At 34.8% G+C, this 25962-nt stretch carries 26 protein-coding genes and 2 pseudogenes; 8 read left to right on the plus strand and 20 right to left on the minus strand.

Annotated features, from left to right (window positions below; translation table 11 throughout):
• Positions 1–110: 110 nt before the first annotated feature.
• Genes NSQ40_RS14890 through NSQ40_RS14900 form a run of 3 tightly spaced genes read right to left on the minus strand, consistent with a single transcriptional unit; the run spans position 111 to position 1635 of the window.
• The gene (locus tag NSQ40_RS14890; RefSeq protein WP_003207558.1) at positions 111–695 is read right to left on the minus strand and encodes a kinase; all 585 of its coding nucleotides are present in this window, start codon (positions 693–695) and stop codon (positions 111–113) included.
• The gene (locus NSQ40_RS14895; protein ID WP_003198320.1) at positions 695–1237 is read right to left on the minus strand and encodes a GNAT family N-acetyltransferase; all 543 of its coding nucleotides are present in this window, start codon (positions 1235–1237) and stop codon (positions 695–697) included. The genes NSQ40_RS14890 and NSQ40_RS14895 overlap by 1 nt, the downstream gene beginning before the upstream one ends.
• Positions 1238–1251: 14 nt before the next feature.
• The gene (locus tag NSQ40_RS14900) at positions 1252–1635 is read right to left on the minus strand and encodes a VOC family protein (protein ID WP_003198317.1); all 384 of its coding nucleotides are present in this window, start codon (positions 1633–1635) and stop codon (positions 1252–1254) included.
• 335 nt (positions 1636–1970) lie between these two features.
• Between NSQ40_RS14900 and NSQ40_RS14905 the strand changes: the two genes are divergently transcribed.
• On the plus strand, positions 1971–2216 hold the full coding sequence (locus tag NSQ40_RS14905; RefSeq protein WP_003198313.1) for a hypothetical protein: 246 nt from the start codon (positions 1971–1973) through the stop codon (positions 2214–2216).
• Positions 2217–2294: 78 nt separating this feature from the next.
• Here the strand turns inward: NSQ40_RS14905 and NSQ40_RS14910 are convergent, their stop codons facing one another.
• From NSQ40_RS14910 to NSQ40_RS14920, 3 genes are all read right to left on the minus strand, one after another.
• Entirely contained in the window at positions 2295–3680 is a 1386-nt protein-coding gene (locus NSQ40_RS14910; protein WP_258248332.1) for a vWA domain-containing protein, read from the minus strand.
• Between the two features lie 325 nt (positions 3681–4005).
• Positions 4006–4542, minus strand: coding sequence for a DUF2812 domain-containing protein (locus NSQ40_RS14915; protein WP_003207554.1), 537 nt, complete (start codon positions 4540–4542; stop codon positions 4006–4008).
• Between the two features lie 7 nt (positions 4543–4549).
• A complete protein-coding gene (locus NSQ40_RS14920) occupies positions 4550–4867 on the minus strand; it encodes a PadR family transcriptional regulator (protein WP_003198304.1) in 318 nt (105 codons plus the stop codon).
• A 217-nt stretch (positions 4868–5084) separates the two neighbouring features.
• Here NSQ40_RS14920 and NSQ40_RS14925 point away from each other — a divergent pair, with 217 nt between their 5' ends.
• The 3 genes from NSQ40_RS14925 to NSQ40_RS14935 are packed head-to-tail and all read left to right on the plus strand — an operon-like array spanning position 5085 to position 8252.
• Positions 5085–6014, plus strand: a complete 930-nt coding sequence (locus NSQ40_RS14925) for an AAA family ATPase (protein WP_003207552.1) — start codon at positions 5085–5087, stop codon at positions 6012–6014.
• Positions 6011–7177 carry a DUF58 domain-containing protein gene (locus NSQ40_RS14930; protein ID WP_033796239.1) on the plus strand — a complete coding sequence of 389 codons (1167 nt, stop codon included), beginning with the start codon at positions 6011–6013 and terminating at the stop codon, positions 7175–7177. Before NSQ40_RS14925 ends, NSQ40_RS14930 begins: the two co-directional genes overlap by 4 nt.
• Positions 7149–8252: a DUF4018 domain-containing protein gene (locus NSQ40_RS14935; protein WP_033796238.1), complete on the plus strand. Its 1104-nt coding sequence runs from the start codon at positions 7149–7151 to the stop codon at positions 8250–8252. The genes NSQ40_RS14930 and NSQ40_RS14935 overlap by 29 nt, the downstream gene beginning before the upstream one ends.
• A 47-nt stretch (positions 8253–8299) precedes the next feature.
• Here NSQ40_RS14935 and NSQ40_RS14940 read toward each other — a convergent pair whose 3' ends face one another.
• From NSQ40_RS14940 to NSQ40_RS14950, 3 genes are read right to left on the minus strand one after another with little or no spacing between them, the layout of a single operon-like run.
• On the minus strand, positions 8300–8593 hold the full coding sequence (locus NSQ40_RS14940; protein ID WP_003198293.1) for a putative quinol monooxygenase: 294 nt from the start codon (positions 8591–8593) through the stop codon (positions 8300–8302).
• A 38-nt stretch (positions 8594–8631) separates the two neighbouring features.
• Positions 8632–9270 carry a nitroreductase family protein gene (locus NSQ40_RS14945; protein ID WP_003207546.1) on the minus strand — a complete coding sequence of 213 codons (639 nt, stop codon included), beginning with the start codon at positions 9268–9270 and terminating at the stop codon, positions 8632–8634.
• 30 nt (positions 9271–9300) lie between these two features.
• A complete protein-coding gene (locus NSQ40_RS14950; RefSeq protein WP_018765786.1) occupies positions 9301–9729 on the minus strand; it encodes a MarR family winged helix-turn-helix transcriptional regulator in 429 nt (142 codons plus the stop codon).
• Between the two features lie 515 nt (positions 9730–10244).
• Here NSQ40_RS14950 and tet point away from each other — a divergent pair.
• Positions 10245–12218, plus strand: coding sequence for a tetracycline resistance ribosomal protection protein (tet, locus tag NSQ40_RS14955; protein WP_033797794.1), 1974 nt, complete (start codon positions 10245–10247; stop codon positions 12216–12218).
• A 223-nt stretch (positions 12219–12441) separates the two neighbouring features.
• Here the strand turns inward: tet and NSQ40_RS14960 are convergent.
• From NSQ40_RS14960 to NSQ40_RS15010, 11 genes and pseudogenes are all read right to left on the minus strand, one after another.
• Positions 12442–12650, minus strand: a pseudogene (locus tag NSQ40_RS14960) (SMI1/KNR4 family protein); the annotation flags it as partial.
• A gap of 142 nt (positions 12651–12792) precedes the next feature.
• Positions 12793–13896, minus strand: a complete 1104-nt coding sequence (locus tag NSQ40_RS14965) for a hypothetical protein (RefSeq protein ID WP_033796237.1) — start codon at positions 13894–13896, stop codon at positions 12793–12795.
• A 159-nt stretch (positions 13897–14055) separates the two neighbouring features.
• Positions 14056–15183, minus strand: a pseudogene (tnpB, locus tag NSQ40_RS14970) (IS200/IS605 family element RNA-guided endonuclease TnpB).
• Between the two features lie 608 nt (positions 15184–15791).
• A complete protein-coding gene (locus NSQ40_RS14975) occupies positions 15792–16775 on the minus strand; it encodes a DUF4003 domain-containing protein (RefSeq protein WP_033796236.1) in 984 nt (327 codons plus the stop codon).
• Positions 16776–16945: 170 nt separating this feature from the next.
• Positions 16946–17413 carry an NUDIX hydrolase gene (locus NSQ40_RS14980; RefSeq protein ID WP_033797792.1) on the minus strand — a complete coding sequence of 156 codons (468 nt, stop codon included), beginning with the start codon at positions 17411–17413 and terminating at the stop codon, positions 16946–16948.
• 32 nt (positions 17414–17445) lie between these two features.
• Complete coding sequence (locus NSQ40_RS14985; protein WP_003207532.1) at positions 17446–18915, minus strand: serine hydrolase domain-containing protein; 1470 nt, start codon at positions 18913–18915, stop codon at positions 17446–17448.
• Between the two features lie 8 nt (positions 18916–18923).
• Positions 18924–19436, minus strand: a complete 513-nt coding sequence (locus NSQ40_RS14990; RefSeq protein ID WP_033796234.1) for a hypothetical protein — start codon at positions 19434–19436, stop codon at positions 18924–18926.
• Positions 19433–19774: a PadR family transcriptional regulator gene (locus NSQ40_RS14995; RefSeq protein WP_003198273.1), complete on the minus strand. Its 342-nt coding sequence runs from the start codon at positions 19772–19774 to the stop codon at positions 19433–19435. Before NSQ40_RS14995 ends, NSQ40_RS14990 begins: the two co-directional genes overlap by 4 nt.
• 258 nt (positions 19775–20032) lie before the next feature.
• Positions 20033–21070: an SDR family oxidoreductase gene (locus tag NSQ40_RS15000; RefSeq protein ID WP_033796233.1), complete on the minus strand. Its 1038-nt coding sequence runs from the start codon at positions 21068–21070 to the stop codon at positions 20033–20035.
• 313 nt (positions 21071–21383) lie between these two features.
• A complete protein-coding gene (locus NSQ40_RS15005; RefSeq protein ID WP_003207528.1) occupies positions 21384–21956 on the minus strand; it encodes a histidine phosphatase family protein in 573 nt (190 codons plus the stop codon).
• A gap of 31 nt (positions 21957–21987) precedes the next feature.
• On the minus strand, positions 21988–22458 hold the full coding sequence (locus tag NSQ40_RS15010) for a GNAT family N-acetyltransferase (RefSeq protein WP_003207527.1): 471 nt from the start codon (positions 22456–22458) through the stop codon (positions 21988–21990).
• Positions 22459–22691: 233 nt separating this feature from the next.
• Here NSQ40_RS15010 and NSQ40_RS15015 point away from each other — a divergent pair, with 233 nt between their 5' ends.
• The 3 genes from NSQ40_RS15015 to NSQ40_RS15025 all read left to right on the plus strand — a co-directional run bounded on the left by NSQ40_RS15015 (position 22692) and on the right by NSQ40_RS15025 (position 25789).
• Complete coding sequence (locus NSQ40_RS15015) at positions 22692–23993, plus strand: MFS transporter (protein WP_003207525.1); 1302 nt, start codon at positions 22692–22694, stop codon at positions 23991–23993.
• A 53-nt stretch (positions 23994–24046) separates the two neighbouring features.
• Entirely contained in the window at positions 24047–25024 is a 978-nt protein-coding gene (locus NSQ40_RS15020; protein WP_003198260.1) for an ornithine cyclodeaminase family protein, read from the plus strand.
• 75 nt (positions 25025–25099) lie between these two features.
• Positions 25100–25789, plus strand: coding sequence for an HAD family hydrolase (locus NSQ40_RS15025; RefSeq protein ID WP_003198258.1), 690 nt, complete (start codon positions 25100–25102; stop codon positions 25787–25789).
• Positions 25790–25962: the final 173 nt, after the last annotated feature.

The following is a 25962-nucleotide window of genomic DNA, read 5'->3' on the forward strand; positions in this document are numbered from 1 at the left end:
TAAACTAAATTCCATAATGAATAATTCTATATATAACTATAATGGAATTATTAGGTTGAAAATGTGCTAATTCCCGTTTTAAGATATTTCTCATTTTTAGATTGATGGCTCTATCCATTTAAAACTAGATCAGCCCTCCGCTTCGGAAATTCCGTCCTCAAATAAAAATCTTCCGCTTTCCAATATCTTCGTTCAAACTTCGGACGATTTTTTTGTATCTCCTCACTTTCACGAAGAAACCTTTGTTCCCTTGGGCAATCCAAATATACCATATAGTCAAAGTATGCTCGCCATTCTTTCCGCTGGATAAAGACACCTTCTATTACGATTACACAAGGCTTAGGTATAATTACCTCTCTCATTTCATAGGAATCCGTTTGATGATTATAGAACGGAAGGTTTAGTTGATTTTCGATTCTTAATTTATGAAAAAAATATTGCCGCAACCATTCAACATTCCATTGTAATTGATAATACTCATACCACTCTTCATATCCAGTATCATAGCGCTTATTGCGCTCCACAATATGATCATCAATATGAAAAATATGAAATGGAATATCTTTTTGTTTCAATTCGTCTTCTAGCTGCTTGACTAATGTTGTTTTTCCCGAACGACTCAGACCATCTATACCTAGAATAAAACGATTACTTGTATTTTCAGCAATCACTTTTACTAATTCGTTTGAATTCATTATCTTTTCCACTCTTCTTCTAATAATGAATAGATTACAGTATCATGAGCTACACCATTTTGAATCATATATTTTCGAAGTAATCCTTCTTCCTGAAAACCAGCTCTTTTCAGTAATCGATGTGAAGCCTCATTTTCTGTATAAACAACTGCTGCAATCCTTATTAGCTGTAGTGTTTCAAATCCATATGTAAGAATTGCCTGTAAAGCCTCAGATGCATACCCTTTTCCCCAATACGTATCATCTAATTCATAGCCAATTTCGGCTCTCTTATGATTTGGATTGATTAAATGAAATCCAAATGTACCAATTAATTGATTTGTTCCTTTTAGCTCTATCCCCCAGCGTAAAACATTTCCCTCTTCATACCTTTTTCTAAAAGTTTGAATCGTATTTTTCACTTGTTCCATATTTTGAAAAGAGTCCATACCAAAGTAACGGATAACAGATGCCTTCTCAAAATAATAAAACATTGTTTCAGCGTCTAATAATGTTAATTCCCGTAATTTTAAACGCTCAGTTTCTAAGATTGGAAATCCCATTCTCTTTTCTCCCTCTACTCTAATGAGTTACAAATTTCTATGTAATTACCATCTGGATCAGACACATAAGCAATGGTTTGCCCCCATGGTTTCGTTATTGGCTCCACTAATACCTTTACACCTTTTTCTCTTAATCCCGAAATCGTTTCGTTAACATCCTCCACAACAAATCCAATTTCAAAATTAGAGGATTCTGATTCACCCTTTGGAATTGATAATCCCGTTAACTCTCGTACATCCTCTCTACTATTCATCGCTAAAATTGTTGCTCCGGTATCAAACTCAATGTATGTACCATGTTCGCCTTTTATCGGTAAGCATAAAAGATCTTTATAAAACCGAAGACATTCTTCATATCGCTCCACATATAAAATGACATATTTCATTTTTAAGTTCATTGTAATCCCCCTTTCAAATTCTCTTCTAAAAATTCGACAAAGGACGTAGAAAACCTTGTTTATATGACAGTATTTATAATTATAAACAAAAAAAAGAAGACCGATTTCTCGGTCTCAAACATATTGGCATAAAACAGGAGATTGGTTTGGACATAACCAGTTCATACTTTTATTATATTTTATCTTTTCTGAATTTTAAATATAATAATCAACGATTTATGTTGAGAAACTTTTTTTACAGGGATGGTTAAATATAATTGCTTGTACATCAATAACTTTTGCTTTTGAATAAATTTCTTCATATAAAGAGATGCTAAAAATGGAGGTGTATACATATGGAACCAATGCTTTGCCCAAGTTGTAAAACAAATCGCACTCGCTTTAATATTCTTGAGCAGCAAATAAAGCCAGTAAAATTAAATCCACAAACTGGTCAAATTGAAGAAGAATATACAAACGAAACAATGAATGCTTTTCATATGGCATATCAAGGACCTTCCTATCGTGTCCAATGTGCAGTATGCGGGCTTGTTGAGAACCCAGAACAATTTATTAAACCTGCGCAAAACCAATCATTCTAACACTTGAAAACTTGATTCATATTTCCTAATCCAAAAGGTAACATAAAATCCCTCATTACCTTTTGGATTATCTAGCAATTACTCGCTTTTAATCGACCTACTCATCTCTTCATAATGCTTTTTTGTTTTTTCTTGGAAGTGACTATATGCCATTTCCACTTGTTTCCCTTGCTTCTCGGTTAAATCGTTTATCTTTTTCTCTATTTCATCAGCTAGTTGTTGACTCATTTTTTCGTCTTTATGTAGAATTGTAACCGTATGCTTCATAGCAATCTGAACGCTTCTTATATTTTCTTTCGTTTTCCGTTCATATTCATCAAGTTTCATTTTATCACTGACGCTAGCCATATTTAAATCTACTTGAGCTCCACCAGCCTTTAATCTACGACTCGTAATATCTTTTCCTGTTTCTTTAAACTGATCTTGTAACTCTTTTGCACTATTTGCTAGTACGTATTTCCCCTTACTTACTTCCGCGATCTCTTTTAATTGTTTTTCTGCTTCATGATCTACTTGAAATCCAATAATATTCATAATAGGTTTTATGTTTGAATTCGAAACTTTCTGAGCCTCTTCAACTGGATTTCCTCCACATGTTTCCACTCCATCGCTTACAATATAAATTATATTTTTATCATTTTCTTTTGCAGATTGGAACGTTTCTGTCGATTTTTTAATTGCTTCAGCAAGCGGTGTCCATCCTACGGGTTGAAATCCATCTAATGATTGACGAAACGTCGTTTGATCATACTTTTGTAATGTATATATATTTTCAATCGCTCCGCATGAAGCCGTTTTATCCTTCTCATCATTTGATCCTTTATGTCCATATACTCGTAACGAAACATTAACAGCCTCTGGTAAATCAGAAACAAATTGCTGAATTGCCTCTTTTGCAATATCCATCTTCATTTTTCCATCGATTTTACCAGCCATACTCCCACTCGCATCTAATAGTATTTCAATATTATAGTTTCCCCTATCCTCTTTATTTTTTTGCTCTCCCTTCGTTCCATTGCTTTTCTTTTCTTCATCCTCAACTCTGCCTATTTCTAAAATTTGTAATGGCATTTTATCAAATGGTATAATCTCCTGTTTTAACAAGCTATACATCATATGTACATATAAGTCCGCTTGCTCACTATTAGATTTATTCTTCAAATCGGCAGATTTTATATTCGATTCCGTATCACGAGCCGCCTCTTTCATAATCGGTTCCGATTCTTTCGATATGTCTAATAACCCCACTTTATACTTCCCGTTATATTTTCCATTCGTATATTTCGTCATTTCTTCAAATGTAACAGGAATAGAATGAACAACTTGTTTTTCATTATCTATTTTCTTACTTTCTTTCTGACTTACATTCTTGTTCTCTGTTTTCGTTGTTTCTGTTTGTGTACTACAAGCATTACAAAAAATAAAAATGATACATATCAATGTCAGTTTATGAAGTTTTTTCATATTTTTCCCCCTATCATATTCACATACAATTAATCCCATTTACGAATAATTATAACAGAATAATCTTATCTTTCAGAAAAATAAATAAAAAATTACATATACTCCTATAAAATTTCCTTACAACTCTTTCTGAAATCAATAAAAAACGCCACTTGTTTTCCAAGTAACGTTTTTAATTTTATTCTTCATCTATTCTTTCAACTCACTGTAAAATTACTTTCTCTTTTCACACAAGTAAACCAATTATGTAATAGTACACTTCATCAAAAACTGTTTAAAGTAACACTCAGTGAAATGAAACTGTACTTTTTTGGAACCTAGTCGTTCACAAAACCTCTTTTTTAAATTTTCGTATCTTCCAAAATAACCTTACAAATACATACACATTTATACACCCGCAAAGCCCCACCACAAGTTTTATCCAAATGGGACTATTGGCTGCTGAAGGTCCTAAGTAATTCAAATACATCCCTAGCATCTCAATGACAAAGATAATTCCAAAAAATCTCATTAAATCCATAAGCTTTTCAATCTTTGTTTCTTTTTCAGAATAAATATCAGGTAAGTCATTATCATCATCTACTTCTTTACAAAAATAATGCCACTTCGTAAAGCTTGTGACATGCTTCCAGCCAGACATTTCATATATTTCAATGTATTCTTTTTGATTCATTTGTGAGTTTCGATTATCTAGTTTGAAATCGGCTTTATAAACAACATCCTTCGGCTCCGTTTTCTTGAATGTATACATAAAATTGTAGTTTTGAAATGCCCAGCCTTTTTGGTGCATTTTTCTTAAATACGCCTCTTCTTTTTCTAGGTTCCACGCCGCAAAAAATTTTAATGTCTTCTTAATCTCCATACTGTCTTCACTCCCCTAAAATATTTTTCCCATTTTGAACAGAACGTTGTAACCTTTTAAATTCAAGTTCTAACACTTCTCTCCCAAATGGAGTTAACACGTAACATTTTTTTCTATCTGTAGACGCTACTTCAACAATTAGTTTTTCTTTCAATAACTTTGTTGTGTTTCCATATAACGTACCAGGCCCGAGTTTTACTTCTCCATTCGTCATTTCTTCTACCATCTGCATAATCCCATAGCCATGCATAGGCATTACTAATGACAATAAAATATAATACGTCGCCTCTGTTAATGGAATATACTTCTGTGCTTTCACACTCATTATAACTACCTCCGATACATCGATATATGATATATCGAATAGCGATACATCGTATATCGATATTGTATATCGTATTCCAAATAAATACAACTAAAAACGAAGTTGTTTTTTGAGATTTAATATTTATTCTATATAAAAATATTATTATATTAATTTTCAGAAAAAATTGTTAAAATATAACAAATACACTTGTCTACTTTTTGAAAGGATGATACATATGATAAATAAATTAAAAGAAAATATAAGTTCTGTTTTTGTCGGAAAAGAAAACGTGGTTGATTTACTCCTTGTTTCATTACTTGCAGATGGTCATGTATTGCTTGAGGATGTACCTGGTACTGGAAAGACATTACTCGCTAAAACAATTGCAAAAAGTATTGGTGGCGGATTTTCTCGTGTTCAATTCACTCCCGATGTCCTTCCGAGTGACGTGACAGGGATTGAATATTTCAATCCTAAAACGAGTGAATTCGAATTAAGATTTGGACCAGTTATGACAAATATATTGTTAGCGGATGAGATAAATCGGGCGATGCCTAGAACACAATCCAGTTTATTAGAAGCAATGGAAGAGCGCCAAGTCACACTCGAAAAGCAGTCTACGCCTCTACCTAAACCTTTTTTTGTTGTTGCAACGCAAAATCCAATTGAATCACAAGGGACTTTCCCGCTTCCTGATGCACAGCTAGATCGTTTTTTAATGACCATTTCAATTGGCTCTCCTTCTCCAGAGGATGAATTAAAAATGATGCGCCGTTTTCGCAATAATAAGCCTTTAGATAGCATTCGTTCCGTTATCACTTTAGAAGATATTTTACAAGTACAACAAAAAGTAAAAGAAATATATGTATCCGAACCGTTAGAGCACTATATCATTCAGCTTGCCAACGCTTCGCGTAATCATGATTATATCGCCAACGGTGTTAGTCCGCGTGCAACACTTGCCTTAGTACGAGCAATACAAGCACTAGCATTTTTACATAATCGTGAATACTGTACACCTGAAGATATACAATTCTTACTTCCTTACGTGTGGAAACATCGTCTCATTTTATCAATGGAGGGGACACTTCGAACAACAAAGCAGAAGTTAATTGAAAGTATTTTAACTGAAGTAGACGTTCCTGTGGAGATTGAGCAATCATGAATGGACAACGCGTTGTAACTGTTCCTTTATTTTTTCAAACTCATATTATTCAATTAACCATTCCAATCGCTTTACTATTTACATTTGTGCTACCGCAACGATTTTTCATGTTTCTATTTTTCTTTTATTATTTGTTTGCATTTTTTGTTTATCGATATGTCACTTATATTGAGAACCGGTTCCAAATTATAAATGATAAGCAAACTACTCGTCTCTTTCCAAATGAGACCGGTACATTACATATCCGTTTGAAGAATGGAGCTAAATTACCACTTGTCAATGGCGCATGTTATTTTCATTTGAACCCATCCTTACTTCCGCATACGGACCAAGGGATTACAAAAATATCGAAGACATTGTTTTCTTTTCTATTTTCCCAACCTGCTCATTCGCAGCAAAATTGGGAGTTAACATTAACAGCTACAAAAAGAGGAGTCTTTCAAATTGAACAATTTGAATGTGTTCTTGGAGATCCGTTTCAAATCATATCTGTACATTTACCGATTTTAGATAAATTAAAAATGGAAATTATCGTTTACCCGACTCCTAAAAAAGTAGCTGGTTTACAAGAAATTCAACAATTATTAACGGGATCTTATAAAACAAACTTTTCCTTTTTTCAAGATGAAACATCAATTATTGGAGTAAAGCAATACGAACGCGAATCTTTTCGCTCCATCCATTGGAAGGCATCTGCAAAAATGCAAAGTTTACAAGCAAAACAATATGAACCTGTTAAAAATTATAGCTGGACAATTTGTCTTTCGTTAGCTGCCGAACGAGGAATTGGCTGGAAACATAATATTGAAGATCTCATATCTTTTGCAACATACATTTGTCAATACGCGACAAAACATCAAATTCCGTTTGAATTATTTATTAGTGTTTTAGTAGAAGGTGGCCCTATACATTTACCAGTAAATGAGGGGCATATGCACTATGCGAAAGCATTAGAGGAGCTAGCTCGTGTTTCAGATGACAGTACGTTACTACCACAGCAAGGATTTCTTCACTATATACTGCGAAAAAGAGAGCGTTCTTCAACAATGATTTATCTCGATATTCCTAAGGAACATGTACCTCTCACAATGCAGCCTACTTTTCTCATTCATCATGAAGGGATGGTGGAACCATTTGAAAATGCGACTACAATACGTTCATGATTTCATTCTCCTTCTGCTTCTTTCTCTACTTACGGAAAGAGATGAAATGATAAGTATAGTGATATTTTTATCAGTTAGTTACATAGCATTATTTGCTATAAATACATTTATAAAGAAGAAAAATGAGGGATTAATTGCACTCTTAATCCTGCAAATTATTGGCTGCGCTGTTTTTCTATCGTTTTCTGTTTTAGGTACAATACTTTTACCGCTATTCTTTTTTATCGTACATGCAACAGAGTTCGGTTCTCCAGTCCAAAAATCAATTGGTGCTATTGTATGGTTTGTAGTTTCAGCGTTATTTTATCCTCCATTTCCGCCTTTATGGAAGTTGATGTTACTAGTATTACATATTCTACTAACCTTTTGGCTGACTGGAGCAAATCGAAACCAACAAATAGTACGCTTTATTTCTATCATTACTATTGGAATCATCAGCGCTTTGCTTATCCCAATATTTCCGTATATTCGTCTGATTTTATCTTATATTGTTGAAAAAATCGCTTTAGGGTTTGGTTTTGCTTTAAGCCCACTGTTCTCAGCAGCTGAATTAAAAGATACAGATGATTTTTGGAATAATAAGGGCCATTTAAATAAACCGCAAATTGAAGAAGGTAGTCCCAAAGAATTTGACCCGATAATTGTAAATAGTATTACAATTATCATTATCACTTGTATCGCATTTTATATCATTTGGAAAGTATATAAAAAGCGCGAGTATTTTAAATTACCTAACACCCCTATTTTCGAATCTATTTTGATAACAGATAAAGAAGGAACAGGCCAAAAACCAATACGGTACAATAAACCACCAAAAAATGAAATTCGCAAAGAAATTTTCAAACTAGAAAAGAAATTAAAACCACCTTTAAACAGAAATCGTGGTGAAACGATTGACGTATGGATAGAGCGAATTCACATGGAAGAAGATGCCCCTATACAAGTCGATACAATTATAAAAACATATAATAATGTACGATATGCGAATCAAGAAAACAACGAACTTTTTAGGCAGTTTAAAGAAGAAGTAAATAAGCTCTATTCCTATCAAAAAACATTGAAAAAGAAAAAATAAAACACCCCCTCGAGGGCTCTATTTTAGAGTAATCGAGGGGGTGTTTATTATTTTACTCGTTGTCCATCATACACTTTAATATCTAATGGCGCAGTTAAAAATTGATTTGCTTTGCCAACGAAAGAAGTAAAATGTTCACTCGCATTGTGGCTAGCGACTGCTTCTGCATCTTTCCAAACTTCTACCATTGTATATACACTTTCTTTTTCAGTATCTTTATATAAATTATATGATACGTTGCCACTTTCTTCTCTTGAAGCACGAATTAACTGTCGAATTTCTTCTACAAATGCTTGTTGTTTTGCTGAATCTACTTGAAATACTGCGTGAATGATAATCATAGTGCTTCCCCTCTCATCTTCTACGTACTTTTACAAAATTACTTCCACTCTGCAACTTTATCAATTGGCAGACGAACTGATTGATATCCACTATCGGCTGCTTTTCCAATTGAAATTAGCATAACTGGTACATATCGGTCTTTATCTAATCCGAAAGCTTCTGCAATTTTGTCTTTTTCAAAACCGCCAATTGGACATGTGTCATATCCATGTGCACGTGCAGTCAACATAAACTGCATTGAAACAAGGCCACCATCAATTAATACTGTATCTTTCATTACTTCTGGTGAAACTGTAGAGAAATACGCAGAAAGTTTTTGCATTTGATCTTCTTTCACTTCAGCTGGCATAAGCCCACGTTCAACCGCTGTGCCATAAATCTCTTCCGCATTATCAAAGTTTTGTAAATCACCAAATACAGCGATCATAGCTGATGATGTTTCTACTTGAAGCTGATTGAATTTAGCAAGCGGCGCAAGTGTCCCTTTTCCTTCCGCACTATCAATAACAAGAAAGCGCCATGGCTGCATATTAACTGAAGATGGTGCAAGTGTTGCTTCAGTCAAAATTTCTGTCATTTCTTCTTTACTAATTTTCACAGCAGGGTCGTATTTTCGAATTGAACGACGTCCTGTTAAAATTTCTGTAAAATCATTTATTTTTAGTAAGTTATTCATAGATGTAATCTCCCTTTTTCCATTTTATATTTAGAATTCTTGTATATTTTCTTCAATGCGGTTTAACATATTTAAAAGGTTATCGCGCTCTTCTTCACTTAAACCCTTTAACGCAGTCGCTGCAAAACGCTCTTTCTCTTCTTGAAAGGCATGGATTTTATTTCGTCCATCTTTCGTAAGAGAAACTAAAGTAATTCTGTTATCATCTGGATTTTTACGTCTTGTAATCATTCCGCTTGCCTCAAGCTGCTTTAAATGTCTTGTAATCGCAGCATTATCAATATTCACTTCTTGTTGAAGTGCTTTTTGACTAATTTCATCAACCTCATATAGCTGAAGTATAAGCTCCAGCCTAGATTGACTCATACCTGTACAACCTTCAAACTTCGAACTTACTTCTTTATTAAGAAAGTGTATTTTATATAAAATAATCGCTTCCTTTGAACATGAATTGGTCAATTTACTCCTCCTTTGCAAAGGCAACACATAATTAATTGACATATCAATTATTGATACATCAAATAATATACCTGATTAAAATTTTAAATGCAACCATTTTGTTTTTCACTTATTTATTTTTTGCCGACAATAAAAAATAAAACCTCTTTCCTTTTACAAAGAGGTTTTATTCATTCCGCTTAAATTATAAATTTCTCTCTAACAATATTCCCACCTGTTCTGCAATTACACGAGATGGTTCATTTCATTCATTCGTGTATTCGTTCACAAATCATTTAAAAATGTGTAATTATGATAAATCGCATGTATATAAGAAGTGAAACTTTAATATCAACCTCATTAGTAATCTTACCCTGCCATTTTTCCAAAATTAAGTATTTCACCAGATTACAAATAAGGAAAATTTCCCTATAATAGAAATATCATGAAAGACTGGAGAGTGATTGTAATGCGGCAATTTATTACGAAAAGAAATGAGGAAATGAACATGAAAAACGAAATGAGGATTTTAATACATGAAAACAATAAATATAGGGATTGTGGCGCATGTAGACGCTGGAAAGACGAGTTTGACTGAGCGTATTCTTTATGAAACTAATGTGATTCAGGAAATCGGTCAAGTAGATAAAGGAAGCACACAAACAGATTCGATGGAGTTAGAAAAGCAACGTGGTATCACAATTAAAGCATCTGTCGTTTCATTTTTTATAAATGATCTGAAGATAAATGTAATTGACACACCCGGCCATGCGGATTTTATTGCTGAAGTGGAGCGATCTTTCCGTGTTCTAGATGGAGCAGTTTTAGTTATATCTGCAGTTGAGGGTATTCAGGCACAAACCAAAATTTTAATGAGAACTCTGCAGAAACTGCGCATTCCGACCATACTATTCGTCAATAAAATTGATCGGAGTGGTGCCCAAACTACTAAAGTGATCCAACAAATACGGGAAATGCTTACCAATCAAGTACTTCCATTATATAAAGTGAAAAATGAAGGGACAAAAGATGCATGTATGATTCAAAATGAAGTACATGCTGATGTATATGATGAATATATTGAACTTCTAGCAACACATAATGAATCGTTACTTGAATCCTATGTAAATGGCGAAGTATTAACTACAGCCACTTTAAGAAATGAATTATGGGATCAAATTCAGCATGCAACTGTATATCCAATCTTTTTCGGTTCGGCAATGACTGGAATAGGAATCACTGAATTACTCGAAGGTATCTCAGTAATGATTCCCAAAAATAATTGTGACAATGATATAAATACACCTTTATCTGGGATTATTTTTAAAATCGAAAGAGAACTTACCGGGGAAAAAATTGCTTACGTACGAATATTCTCAGGCTGTTTACACGTAAGAAAATATGTTGATATTAATCGAAAACAAAGTGACTTAAAGACCCTTTCACACAAAGAAAAAATCAAAAATCTTCATATATTTCATAATGGAAGTGCTATTCAATCCCCTACTGCTGGAACGGGAGAGTTTTGTAAAGTATGGGGGCTTAGCGACATTAGAATCGGTGACGTGATCGGTGAATGGTCAGATAAAATGAAAGATATTCACTTTGCAGAACCTCAAATGGAAGCTGCAATTGAAGCACGGCCAAAAGGGGAAAATCACAACCTATATCAAGCACTCGTAGAACTCTCAGAAGAAGATCCACTTATAAAAGTAGTGAAAGATGATATTCACAATGAAATCTATATTCGGCTTTTTGGTGAAGTTCAAAAAGAAGTGATTGAAACAACCTTACATGAAAAATATAATTTAAATGTTTCTTTCTCAGACACAAGAATTGTGTGTATAGAAAAACCAATTGGAATCGGAAATGCACTAGAAATAATGGGTGAAAAGAATAACCCTTTCTATGCAACAATTGGTTTTCACATGAAGCCTGGTGCACCTGGTTCTGGTATCACTTATAACTTAGAAGTCGAGCTTGGTTCATTGCCTTTAGCATTTCATAAAGCCATTGAAGACACTGTATTCCAAACGTTAAAACAAGGCTTATATGGATGGGAAGTCACTGACATTGCCGTAACATTAACCCATACCGGTTATGCAAGTCCCGTAACGACAGCTGGTGATTTTAGAAAACTAACACCTCTTGTCTTGATGGATGCTTTAAAGCAATCTGGAACAAATGTATACGAACCAGTAAATGAATTTGAATTAACAGTACCAACAAATTCAATTAGCACAGCAATGTATAAATTATCGGCAATACACGCTACTTTTAAAGACCCTGTACTGCATAACAATTCCTTTTATTTAACAGGAACTCTGCCTATGGCCAAAACGGAAAATTTTAAGCGCGGCCTACATTCTTTCACTGAAGGCGAAGGTGTTTTTATCGCTAGACCTTGCGGATATAGTAAAATCGAATCAAATTTCCCGTCGCGAAAACGAGTAGATTATAATCCACTGAATCGAAAAGATTATTTATTGCATGTGCTTCGTGCTTATTAAGTGAAGATACTCGCATGCTCTGTTGTTCCCAAAATCAACCTCCTTTTATATTAATTTGTTAAAAGAAAACAAATTTATCAACTTGAGCATATAAAATAAAAAAGCGAATCTAAAGAAAGTTTAATTCCTTAGACTCGCTTTTTCTATAATATTTCACGAGCGATATGACACTTTTATCTGGGCGTTTAAAGTATCGTAACTAAGTAGAGAATTTATTATCAAATTATACTTGAAAACCAATTACTATCCATTCATCGACAACATCCCAGAAATTTAAATTGTACTTAGGTGGCTTATTTTTAAACCACAAGGTTGAATTCACATCAATTTTAATGGGTTCATCTCATTCTTCGATACTGCCCCAATCATTTGATACTTCATCTTCGGGAACTCCCCCATAGTATGACTGACATAATAGTAGACACCAATATGCTTTCAACTCGTATTCCGAAACTTCACAAACAGAAAATAAAAAGAGCGCTCTATCCAGATAAGCTCGAAAAACAAGGTTTTGTAAACAGTCTGATCTTTCACAAATTATGAGTGAGAAGTGAAGCTATTTATTGTCTCTTAGCTAATTGTTGATGATAGCATATTTATTATTCCCGAAGAACATTTGATCCCATAAACCCTCAGCTTTATAATTTTTTTTCACACCATTCAATTCATGAGTCAGGTGGACATCCCCTAAGATACGAGTATAGGTAGGGTTAGCCCCTGACTTTTTGGCTATCAAAGCCTGAGTAGAATCCAAATTGTCTAATAAACTTATTGAAACAATATCCCTATTTCTAATAAATTCTACTGTATAAGACTCAAAACTTGAAATAGGTTGAAGGTATATTAAATGGTTATCCATAAACTTTTTCGTTTCGGGATGTTCTATAATATCTTCTCTCTGAATTTTAGTAAGAGATTGATCGTCCGATATTATTTTTCCATCTTTAGCTAACATAAACACAGGCAACCTTTTGTAGTTATAATTCTTCTCAGCAATAATGTCGCAAGCAATGATGTCAAAACCATCAACTTTAGCTCTGCCCCAATACCAATGATTCATCAATTTCTCCATGCCGATATTACCCCAGTTATGATCATGGTAACCAGTCCCATTTAATTGAACCATTTTATCACCAATAGTCAAATTAGCTTCGATTGTCGCGGATGGTTGAGCAATAAACCATGCAAAGAAGTGCTCATCTTGGTCTCCGTAGAACCAATGACCGGTGTTTGGACGCCACATCGGTAATTTTGACGTCATTACAGCATGATATTTAATATATCCTTCTTCAAAATGAAGGACATATTGTCCATCTTGGTATTTGAGGTAGGATTTGTTGATATTGACATCACAAATATCTTTTTTAGCGTTAAGCCTGCTGCCTTTAGCCTCTTGAGAAGACATAAGGGTTTTGGTGCCATCAGGATATGTAATATCAATTTGGACTGTAGGCCATGCTGGTCCAAGAACATCAAAGTGATTTTTGGTGTAAAAGGTAGTCACTACAGTTGTTCCGTCCTCAAATTCGGCATCAGTATACCACCACTCAAAAGAACCCTCCCTTCCATCTGTGCGCATACCATCCTCTTGTTGCTGCGGTTCTGTAGGATGAATATTTAATTTTCTATAAGTTTCCTCATCATTTGCCAATCTAACTTGTTCTACGTTTACACTCATTTTAACAACCTCCATTTTGTAATGTGCTAACGACCGAAAACTGATGATTGTAATAAAATTGACAATTGTAATGTTTCTTGTTTGAACTACCCCCACTTAACAGTCTAACGAACTGTTTGAAGTGGGGGATTCCTACGAACACCAAAGTATCCCTCGGCTTTATGAGTAGGCAATCCCCGTAGTCCCTACGGTTAGAAGCCTTAAGGCCTCTTTTCTCAAATTTTGTCCTGCGTTGCCATCTCTATCATGATACATACCACAAGAAAGACACTTCCATTCACGAAATTCCAGATTTTTCACGTCTTTGTTTTTGTTGCCACAATGCGGACAAAGTTGAGAGCTGGCGAATGTTTTGGATACGACGACGACTTGTTTTCCATACCACTCCGCCTTATACACAAGCATCGCTCTGAATTGTGACCAAGATACTTCTTGAATCGCTTTCGCGAGCTTGTGATTCTGTAACATATTGGATACTTGCAAATCTTCTATCCCAATCATATCGTGGTTTTTGATGATCATCGTAGAGAGTTTTTGCAAGTAATCAGTTCTTGCATTTGTGATTCGTTCATATATACGAGCCACTTTGATTCGCTGTTTATGCCAGTTCGCTCCACCTTTTGTACGACGAGACAAAACACGCTGGGCATGAGCGAGCTTCTTCTCTAATATCCGAAACCATTTCGGATTGCCAAATACCTCTCTCGTTGAAAGAATCGCAACGTTTTTCACGCCAACATCCATACCAACAGCGGAATCTGTCTTTGGCAATTCTTGCACTTCTATTTCGGCAAGAATCGAGACAAAATCTGTTCCACTTGGATTCCTTCTGACAGTAGCACTCAAAATACGTCCTTCTACCTCACGACTTTTGGCAAACGTGACAAGGCCAAGTTTCGGTAACTTTATTTTATTCCCTACAATCGCGAGGTTCCCATTTGTGTGCTTCGTTGTATATGATTGGACTTTATTGTTTTTCGACTTAAACCGAGGTGCTTTGTTTTGTTTGTTGAAGAATCATGAATACGAGTCAGTGAGGTTGTGAAGAGAAGATTGAAGAGCCGTGCTGTCCACTTCTTTGAGCCATACAAATTCTTTTTTGAGGGCAGGTAATTGCGAAGAACAAGTGCCATAGGTTAATCCTTTTCCTGTTTCTTTATATCTATCATTCCATTTTGCCAAAAAGTAATTGAATACAAAACGAGAACAACCCATTGTTTTCGCGATACGTATTTTTTGTTCTGCATTAGGGTAGATCCGGAACTTATACGCTTTATGGACGAGCACCACTTTCCACCTCACTTCCTATTTTGGTTTTTCTACATACTTTTTTCACGATATGTATGAGAACGATATCGGAATATACTCAAAAATACTTCTCTCGTATCATTTCTTCTTTTTTGTCGAAATCCCTCTGTCACCCTTCAAAAATGTATACATACGGACGGACTTTTATGATGAAACAATTCCTTATATGTAAGAATGCTTCTTACTGCATCATTTCCCTTCTATAGGAACGAATGGATTCCGATACCTCATACTGACTCTTCCACAAGGAGAACCGTTAGGCTTTTGCCTAACCGCCATTCACCTCTCACCTACTCATTGGACCATGTCCTACCCATTCCTTGAGGTGGGAGTTTTCTGTCGAGAAATAATAAAATTGGTGGAGAAGCCAAATTTGGATTAAAAAACTCCACATGTAGTATGTAAGGAGATTATCTCATGGGCTATTTACAAATAGTAGGTGGGGAATATTTGACGCTTATCTTATTAATTTAGCATAGACTAAGAAGTCGATTGTCAACAGACAATCGACTTCTTAGCTAAGTATGATGTATGTAACCCTTTTTGAAAAATCTTACATGTAGCGCATTCATGCAGCAAATCGCACGTTATGAACCACTACTAGCAGAAGTCGCTGCAGAGGAAGCTGTAATTGCTGCGATCATAGCTGCCTGCTGCGCCTGTATGAGGACCTCTATCATTGTTTGTAAACCTGTGTTGGCAGCTTGACTTTCCGCACCTTTCTGACTTACGAATAGCTGAATCGCAATCAAAATATTGGTATCCGTATGCCAGCGGAATAGCTTTTCTCCTTGCAATTTCTCAATGAATGCTCGAACAGAATGGACCTCTTTCTCTCCATCCTCAAGCAATGCTAGCAGCCCGATAGCTGGATAATGCATTTGTTTTACTTTTACCTTTTCTCGCTTTAGCAGATTCCATATGTTTGTGCACTGTGCTACTAAAATATCTTCACTGACATCCTTCTTTAGAGAAAGAATATGACTTAAAAATTGAAGATTATTCCCTTTGTACATACCAGCTGCCGCCAGCTTCTGATAGAGACGTTCCACTCGATCCATAAGCGCCTCTACTTTCTCTGATTGTCCTGCTAGTAAAATAGCGAGCGGGTAATCATCTGTACTTGTAAGAAAGAAGTGATCCTCTTTCATGCGCTTATATACTTGCATTGACCGCTGAATGCGTACCTCATGCTGCCCAGTTTCTTCTGGTAAAAGCGCAGCTGCTGCCAAATAAGTAAATATACTCCGGCTAAAACCACCAGCGACTAATCGTTCATATAAGTCTAGAAACTTCTGAAACGCTTCTTTGTAATGTGTAAAGTGAATATCTAATGTTGCGGCAACCACAAAGCGATGATAGGACTTTAAATAGGAAAACATCCCTACCTGATCCTTAATATAATTACTGATTTCTAAAAAACGCCCAAGATGAAACGACTTATCACTGCCTGCATACATAGCGGCAATCATCATCCCTGTCCGAGAATCACTAGTTTTCCATTTTAGTTCCCCTTTTAACTGTGCATATATATGTGTGTATTGCTCCAGCTTTTGTTGCAATGTAATCATAGCTGTTCCCCTCATTTCCTTGTGTTTCTCTTCTATTATACTATAATTCCATATTTAGGAATATTGTTTTTTCATACAGACTTTGTAAGCTTATACTTTTCTTGTTATTCCCCCCATAATCATCCTATTAGTTATAAGTAAAGTCCCAATTCTTATCTTCCTATCTCTTCTTATCCATTCCTAACAATATGCTCCATATGAATAGGCAACTCATTCACTTTATCCTTTAGAAAATCTGGTTTCAAGTTATATTCACTTACATGCTCTAAAGGTACCCATTGAAATACATACCTTTTGCCGTCTTCTTCAAGAAAGAAAGAATCCTCTCCCTTTGCAGGCAGCTCCAGTAAATTTACTTCATAATAAAAGCTGATTTCATGAAATTGATGTTCATCATATGTGAAAAAATTTTCAGCCATCCAAAGCAGTCTCTTCACATCAACATCTACTCCTAGTTCTTCCCTAAGTTCTCTTCTCACTGCCGATTCACTGCTTTCTAGCATCTGCACTCGTCCACCTGGTATATACCAGAAATCTTCCCCTTCATTTTGAATCATTAACATTTTATTATTATGTTTACATATTGCGCCGACTCGATAGTTGAAACAAGTTTTCTCTAATTTGAATGTAAGATCCATTGTTATGTACCACCTTTATATGATTATTAGATTTAACTACTAAAATATTTTACTTGCAAACTTTGCTTATAAGCGATGATAATAGAAAACAATCCATTAAGCGCAAACAGGATAACTACTCCAATTGATAAATAAGCTAAATCTGGAGAAAACACATAAATCGCATGCCATGGAGAATCCGTACTATAAATGAGTACCGGAATTGTAGCGATAGATAGCACTAAGAAAATAATACCAGAAATGCACCATACGCTTCTTTTACGAATTTTTTTTGATTTCATCTTTATCAACAGATAAACGAGCATTACAAAAAGTAAGCATATTGTCCCTAGTGTAACCAATTGAACAATAGGAGTATTTGAAGGTATATCAACTGGTTCATTTCCATTTATTACATTTATAATACCTTGCTTCAAATAGGAAAGTGCCTCTTCTTCCAAAATATGATTTTTGTTGGTAAGAATCACACCGCCCCAACCCGTTTTCGGTATAAAAAACATTTCTGCATGTGAATCAGGGGTTGAGCCTGAATGCCATATCATTTTCTCCTCAGAATCTGGATTTGTGATTCTTACCCCTAAGCCGTAGTAGCGGGTTTCACCCGTTTGAACATGCGGTGATATATAAAGATTCATAGTGTTTTCAGTTAAAAAATTGTCATTCTCTTGTCGGCTAAGGAATTTAATGTATTGAATCATATCTTCTGCACTTGCTGTTATGTACCCATACGGTGCTCCCCCATTATCATATGTTACCGAACTTTTTATAGGAATCCCAAACCATGACTGATAACCAGCAAGATATCCTTTTTTATATGCAGTATCATTATCAGCTGCTGCATTCTTCATACCTAATGGTAAAAAAATCTCCTGCTTCATGTAGTCAGAATATGTTTGATTGGTAACTTCTTCAATAAGAGCACCAAGAATCAGGAAATTGGCATTACTATATTGATGCTTTTCTCCAGGTGAAGCGGTAAGTGTAACGTTTGATAGACTTTTCACATTATCTTTTATAGCGTTAAACCCATCAGATTCTTTATCAGATATTGCCAAACCTGAATAAGTACTGATACCACTTGAATGAGTAAGTAAATGTTTAATTGTTATTTTGGATGTTGCTTCTTTATCTTTAAGTGTAAACCATGGAAGATATTTTTTGACTGGATCTTCTAGGTGAACGGTACCTTTTTCAATTAGTTTTATTATAGCTAAACCTGTTAATGATTTACTTATTGATCCTATAGTAAAGGGAGTTTCAGTCGTTACTTTTTCCTCAGTTTCTCCCGTTACACCCCATGCTTTAGAATAAAATAAATCATTTTCATGAACAATAGCAATCGAAGCTCCTGGAATTCGATGTTCTTTTAAAAAGGTTTCTACGTAGTTATCTATCGCATTCTTAATATCTTTTTCTGCGGAAACTTTCGAGGCTGGTAGAAATACAATAATCACATTCCATAATAAGCATATAAAAATGACCATGAATTTTAGTATTTTCATATTAACATTCACCTGCTTATATTTACTTTTCTTATATAAAACACTATCAGCGTGGAAATTAGTATGGAAATAGAAACACTGGTAATCATTAACAGAGAATTCCACCAAGAATTATCTGCTATCTGATACAAAATATTATAGTCAAACGAATTATTAGTATGTAGTGGGTTAAATGATTCTGTTAAAAACATAGATAGTAAGAGTTGTGAAATGAGGTAGGTAACAATTGAAGTAAAGAATCCAATCACAAATAAAATGCCTGTTCTATTTTTCGATTTTCGTATCTGTTTTATTTCAGAATGAAGATCAATTTCATTCATTTCTAAAAAATCTTTGATAAATGTTGTTGTATCTCCTAAATCATTTAGACTATCTTGGCCATGTTCACGACATTCTTGAATATGTTCTAAAAGCTGCTGTTTAATGATTTTTCTGTTCTTTGAACTTATTTGGTATTGTTTTAACTCTTCAAGAACTTCATTTAAGAATTGTGTTTCTTCCATATTCAGTCTCATATTCATTCGAAATATTCTCCTTTCAAACCACTTTGCAGTAGGGATTTTATATCCTGTTGTAACTCCAACCACTCGTTGATTTTTTTCTGAAGATACATTTCCCCTTTTTCATTAATTTCATAATAAACTCTAACCTTACCACTTTCTGTCATTTCACGATAAGTGTGAACCCATTCTTGATCTTTGAGCTTAGTCAAAATGGGATAAATGCTTCCTACTCCTTTCAGTTTTAAATTGTGTTTTTCTAACTCCTTCATAATTTCATATCCATAACTTTTACCCTTTGACAAAATAGATAACACACACATCTCTAAATGACCTTTAATTAAACTTGTTCTATCCATAGGATAAATTTAACAAAAATATATACTTCATTCAAGTATATATTTTGAAAATATTATTTTTTCTAAAAATAGGAGCGTGCGCACAAAATTTCAAAGTCCCAAACGCATATAACCCCGTCTAAATTTAAGACGGGGCAAGAATATTTTTTTGAAATCTAAATTTTATTACACAATCATATCAGATCTTTTGGATTCCCAATTTAGCAGAATCTATTTCCTTGCAAAATTTTTTCTCTGCTTGATGAGTATATACTCTCATCATAATATCTCCTTCTGAAACCAAACCTCTAGCAATTCGGCCTCTCTTTCTCTTGATATACCTGCTTTTCGTTCTGTATCCTGCCTCGATTTCTCCCATAGATACACATCACAAATAGTATCTTGAATAGGTCTAAAAGAGAGACCAGCGTTAACAGCTTTTTCTATACTGATGAAAAAACTACCTTTCCACGGTTCTGTCTCTCCTTCTAATGGGAAATTTTCAGGAATCCATAAAGGCAACTCCGTCCATGGCTTTACTTTATTCTCAATTAAAAATTGTTCTTCTGCCCATACAAATTCAGCATCGCTATTTGTTACTGCTTTACAAGTATTTAATAGTTCTTCTATCGTCAATCTATTATTCGGCCCTGTCACATTAAACTTGCCTACTTTTCTGGTTTCTGCCATATCGAATGCCCAGGTTGCCACATCTTTCACGTCAATCAGTTGAACAGGACGGTCTGAACGCCCTGGCACCATTATTTTCCCACCCTGTGCTACACGCTGAACCCAGTACGGGAGTCGATCTGAATAGTCAAATGGTCCAACAAGAAGCCCTGCTCTTATATGCAAAACACGCCCTGGCCAATATTTTTCTGCTTCTTCCTCGCATAAAACTTTAAGTGCCCCATAATACTCGTAAGGAGATATTTCCCCATCCTCAACCGCTTTCAACTTATCGCTAGGCGGCATAGGCTGTACACGATAGCCTTCCTTAATATGAAGTGGAATCCAATCTTTGTAAGTAGAGATACTTGATATAAATGTATAATGTTCGATGTTATCTCCAAGTACAGCAGCGATTTTTTTAATTTGATGAGGAGAAAATCCACATGTGTCCATTACAACATCCCATTTTCGATTTGCTAAACATGATACACCACTGTCTCTATCGCCTATTAACTGCTCTACTTCAGGAAATACATCTATATTCGTGCCACGATTAAATAAGGTGACTTCATGCCCTCTTTTCAATGCTTCTTCTACTAAAGCTCTTCCTAAAAAACGAGTACCTCCTAATATAAGGACCTTCATAATTTTCCCCCATTCATTTTCATAACTTATAAAATTAGTATTCATTTTATATAACGATTTTCCTGGTTAAAAAGTTATGGGGGTGATGAAAAAAAGGTGCTTACTTATTATGCTCTATAAAAAATGTTGTTGCTTTTCTTCAATTCCCAAAGCCATGAAAATTAATGAAATTGCTAACATTTTTGACCTCTAAAATTTATAAATGTAACTATGTTTGCGAATAGGTGTAGTAATAGTTTCAAGAGAATTCCATTATACAAATATCCTTTTTCCAAACCACGATTTTAGATAGTAGGGTAAATAAACACTTCTATTAACATTTCCACAACCTATTAACTTCCACCAATTCCTGATCATGAAATTCCATTCTGTATATATCCGGTTTTGATGTATGTAGTAAAAAGTTCAAATCGTACTGATTGTCATAATATCCCATCATCAAAGTCATAACAGCTCCATGAGTGCCTAATACTACTTTCTGGCCCCGGTAAGTCTTTAATAATTCTTTTAAAACTTTTATAGCTCGGTTCTGACAAACTGCATTAGACTCTCCTCCCTTTAAAGCGAAGTTTGGATCAGAAAATGATTTTTTTAACAAAGGTAATAATTCCTTATCAGATATTCGCTTGTCTTCAGCAGAAAAAACCCTCTCTTTTAGATCTTCAAATACTAAAACTTCTTGCCCTAAACGTTTAGCTAACTCCTGAATAGTTAGGATGGATCGGTGGTATGGGCTTGAAACAAAAACCTCAATACCTTTCCCTTGTAATATATCAGTTATTCGATAAGTATCTAATTTCCCTTTTTCAGTTAACCCTCTTGTTCTTTCATTTTCTTCTGTTTTTGGTGATTCGCCATGTCTCACCATGTAAATGAAAGTTTTCATAATACTCCTCCTTTACATAGCCTATCGTTTTCTACATCTTCTTCACAAATAATACCCTGCTCCCTCCATCCCCATCATAATTTGTATGTACAGATACTCCATCTACTTCCCCATCACCTATTTCAATTTCAAATCCAATTTCTTGATGGAATTGAATTGATTTTTTATTTACCGGAGAAGTTACCGCTTTTACAATATGACGATTATTTGCGCGAGCTTCATCGAAAAAATAAGAGTATAATGTAGAAGCTATGCCCTTTCTTCGATGCTTTGGATTTACTCCAATAAAATGAACATATGCTTCATCGGTATATGTTTGTGAGAAAAATCCACATAAAAATCCTGTAATCTCCCCATCCTGCTCGATAATAAAACTTGTTTCTCGGAAATGAACGAAAAAAAGTTTCGGCAACATATCAGCCATATTTCTCCCGCCCCACCACTCATTAAGCACGGAATGAATCGTTACATAATCTTCGTCTTGAAGGTGTCTTACTTTCATTTCTCTCTTCCTCTCATCCTATTATTCCCCATTTTATCTACACTTCTGATTATTAGGTAAATACAAATATCTACTATTACATAGACCCCTTCCATTCTAATGAAAAACATCACTTTATAATATTTGCTATTTATAACAATACTTCCTCCACGTCCTAAAACTTTGACATATAAAAACATTTTATATAAAATGTTTTTAATAATTAGAATATTAAAAATAAAAGAGGTGAACTGATGAATCAACAAAACTCTGTCCAGAAAAAAGCACTCATAGCTAGTTTAATTGGTAGTTCTATCGAATGGTTTGATTTCTTCTTATATGGAACTGCTGCCGCACTTGTATTTAACAAATTGTTTTTTGTAAACGAAGATCCCCTTGTCGCACTCATGCTTTCTTATCTTTCTTTTGGTATTCCATTTTTTATCCGTCCACTTGGAGGGATTATCTTTAGTCATATCGGTGACAAAATCGGAAGAAAAAAGACACTTGTGTTAACCCTATCTCTGATGGGAGGGGCGACAGTATGCATTGGTTTGCTTCCTTCATACGAAACTATCGGTATACTAGCTCCTATTCTTTTAATATTACTAAGAATTATTCAAGGATTAGGAATTGGCGGCGAATGGGGTGGTGCTTTACTATTAGCCGTAGAATATGCACCGAAGGAAAAAAAAGGACTTTTTGGTAGCATCCCTCAAACAGGTGTAACAATTGGAATGTTACTCGGAACTGCTGCGATCTCTTTCATGACAATGATTTCTGGTGATAATTTTGTAACGTGGGGATGGCGAGTTCCATTTATTTTAAGTGCCGTATTGGTATTCATAGGGTTATGGATTCGAAACGGATTAGATGAAACACCAGATTTCAAAAAAGCAAAAGAAAGCGGAAATATTTCAAAACTACCTATTGCTGACACTTTACGTCATCATTGGAAATCTGTACTTATCGCTACAGGAGCAAAGGTAGCGGAAACAGGTCCCTTCTATATTTTCTCGACATTCATTGTTTCTTATGGGACATCGCAGCTAAAACTACCAAATACAACTGTCTTAAACGCAGTTACAATCGCTATGCTCATTACTACTATTATGATTCCGATTATGGGAAAACTTTCAGATTCAATTGGAAGAAAGAAAATGTACATATGGGGCACGATTGCAATTCTCTTATATGCTTTTCCCTATTTCTTAATACTAAACCAAGGAACAACTTTCTCTATCATTCTCGCAACTGTTATCGGTTTAGGTATTTTATGGGCACCTGTAACCGCCGTATTAGGTACATTATTCTCTGAAATTTTCTCCACTCAAGTACGCTATACTGGCGTTACGCTAGGTTATCAATTAGGAGCTGCATTAGCTGGTGGGACAGCACCGATGATTGCTGCTTATTTAATGAATGTGTATAACAATTCTTGGGTTCCGGTAGCTTTATATATTGTACTTACTTGCTGCATTTCTTTAATCGCTATCACTGCCGTTTCAACAAAGCAAATTGCAGAAAATGTACAAAAGCAAGATATACAAGCCTAGTCAATTGGGGGATTTTCAACTCCCCCTTTTCTATTAAAAGGAGGATAATTGAAATGATTCATATTACAGAAGAAATGGTACAAGAAACTTATAAAATGAAAGATTGCTTGCAAGACGTCGAAAAGGCATTCCAGTACTATATGAACAATGAGATTACAACACCTGTAAGGCTAAATATACAACACTCTCAAGAAGAGGCAAACTCCCTTTATATGCCCTCTTATGTAGCTCCAATTGAATTTGCATCTACGAAAATCGTTAGTATCTTCCCTCAAAATACGCAAAAAGGGAAAAAAGCACTACAAAGCTTAATCGTTTTAACAGAAACAAATACTGGAGATCATGTCGCGACAATTGAAGCTTCCTATTTAACAACACTTCGCACAGGAGCAATGAGTGGTATTGCGACAAATCATTTCGCTCGTCAAGATGCTAGCATCTGCGTTGTCATCGGATGCGGCGCTCAAGCACTCGGGCAAATACAAGCTGTTATGGAAGTTCGTTCTCTAACTCGTATTCTCCTTGTAAACCGTACAATGCAAAAAGCATTTGAATTTAAAAATCAGTTACTCTCCTTATATCCAAATTGGAAAGGATCCATTGAAATTATGGAATCAGCTGACGAAGCTGTTGCAATGGCTGATATTGTCATTTGTAGTACCACCTCCACTACTCCTGTGTTTGATGGAAAATACATTAAACCTGGTACTCACATTAATGGAATCGGTTCTTACCAACCTCATATGCAAGAACTCGATTTCACTACATTACAGCGCAGCGATAAAATTATTGTAGATACATTAGAAGGTGTACAGCATGAAGCTGGTGATTTCTTGATTGCAAGCGAAAAAAATGAATGGGATTTTTCAAATGTATATAGTGAGCTCGGGGATATTATTTTAGGACATAAACAAGGACGTTCAAACTCTGATGAAATTACTCTATTTAAATCAGTTGGGGTAGCTTTTTTAGATACAGTGGTGGCTAGTTCGATCTATCAAAAATATATGGAAAAATCATCCTTAAAGTGATTCGTCACCATAACACTAGGGATTATTTATATAATGTGAGAAAGGCTGTGAAGTTGTTTGAGGGGTTATAAAGCAATGCTATTTGATTTAGATGATACCTTACTTGATAGGGATAAGGCAGTAGATAACTTGTTTTCAATTATTTTAGAGAAGTGCTATGGGGATGTTAAACAACATTCAGTAAAAAACGAAATGTTGCAGAAATTCAAGGAATATGATAAAAGAAGCTATGGCTACAGTGACAAAGTAAAAGTTTTGGAATCATTTTTTGATGAATTCCCACCAAAATATAGATTGCCACGGAATTACATTCAAGATTTTTGGAATAATAATTTTCCTCATTGTTTTTCTATAAACCAAAATACTATAAATATCATAAATACTATAAAGATGCATGTTAAAGTTGCAATTATAACAAATGGCTCAACTCAGAGACAAAAGGCTAAAATAATTAACACTAATTTAAATAGTTGTTTTGATATAATAATTATTTCTGAAGAAGTGGGATTTAGTAAACCTGACAACCGTATATTTGAATTAGCATTAAATAAGCTTAATGTGCAACCGGAAGCAGCATTATTCGTTGGAGATGACATAGAAAAAGATATTGGTGGCTGTCAAAATGCGAATATAAAGGGCATATGGTTCAATCCTTATATGATCAAGAATGATACCGAAATAAAACCATATGCCGAGATCAATTCTTTTGATAGATTATTAAGTTATTTTACATATTGGGGTCTCGCCACATCACCATCAAGCTAAGAAAAGCAAATACCCCAAAACACAAATTTCATCTCACTTTTTTGTTTGATAAGTTATTAATTTCTTTTAACACATGAAGCTTTTTTATTTCAAGGTTCTGTTATCTTTCGTTGTTGATTTACTTTATTAAACTATTTGGAAGTTTTGTTGAACAAGTTGTAAATTTAACATTT

It is taken from the genome of Bacillus sp. FSL K6-6038 (genome assembly GCF_038050455.1).
Classification (GTDB): Bacteria; Bacillota; Bacilli; order Bacillales; family Bacillaceae_G; genus Bacillus_A; species Bacillus_A pseudomycoides.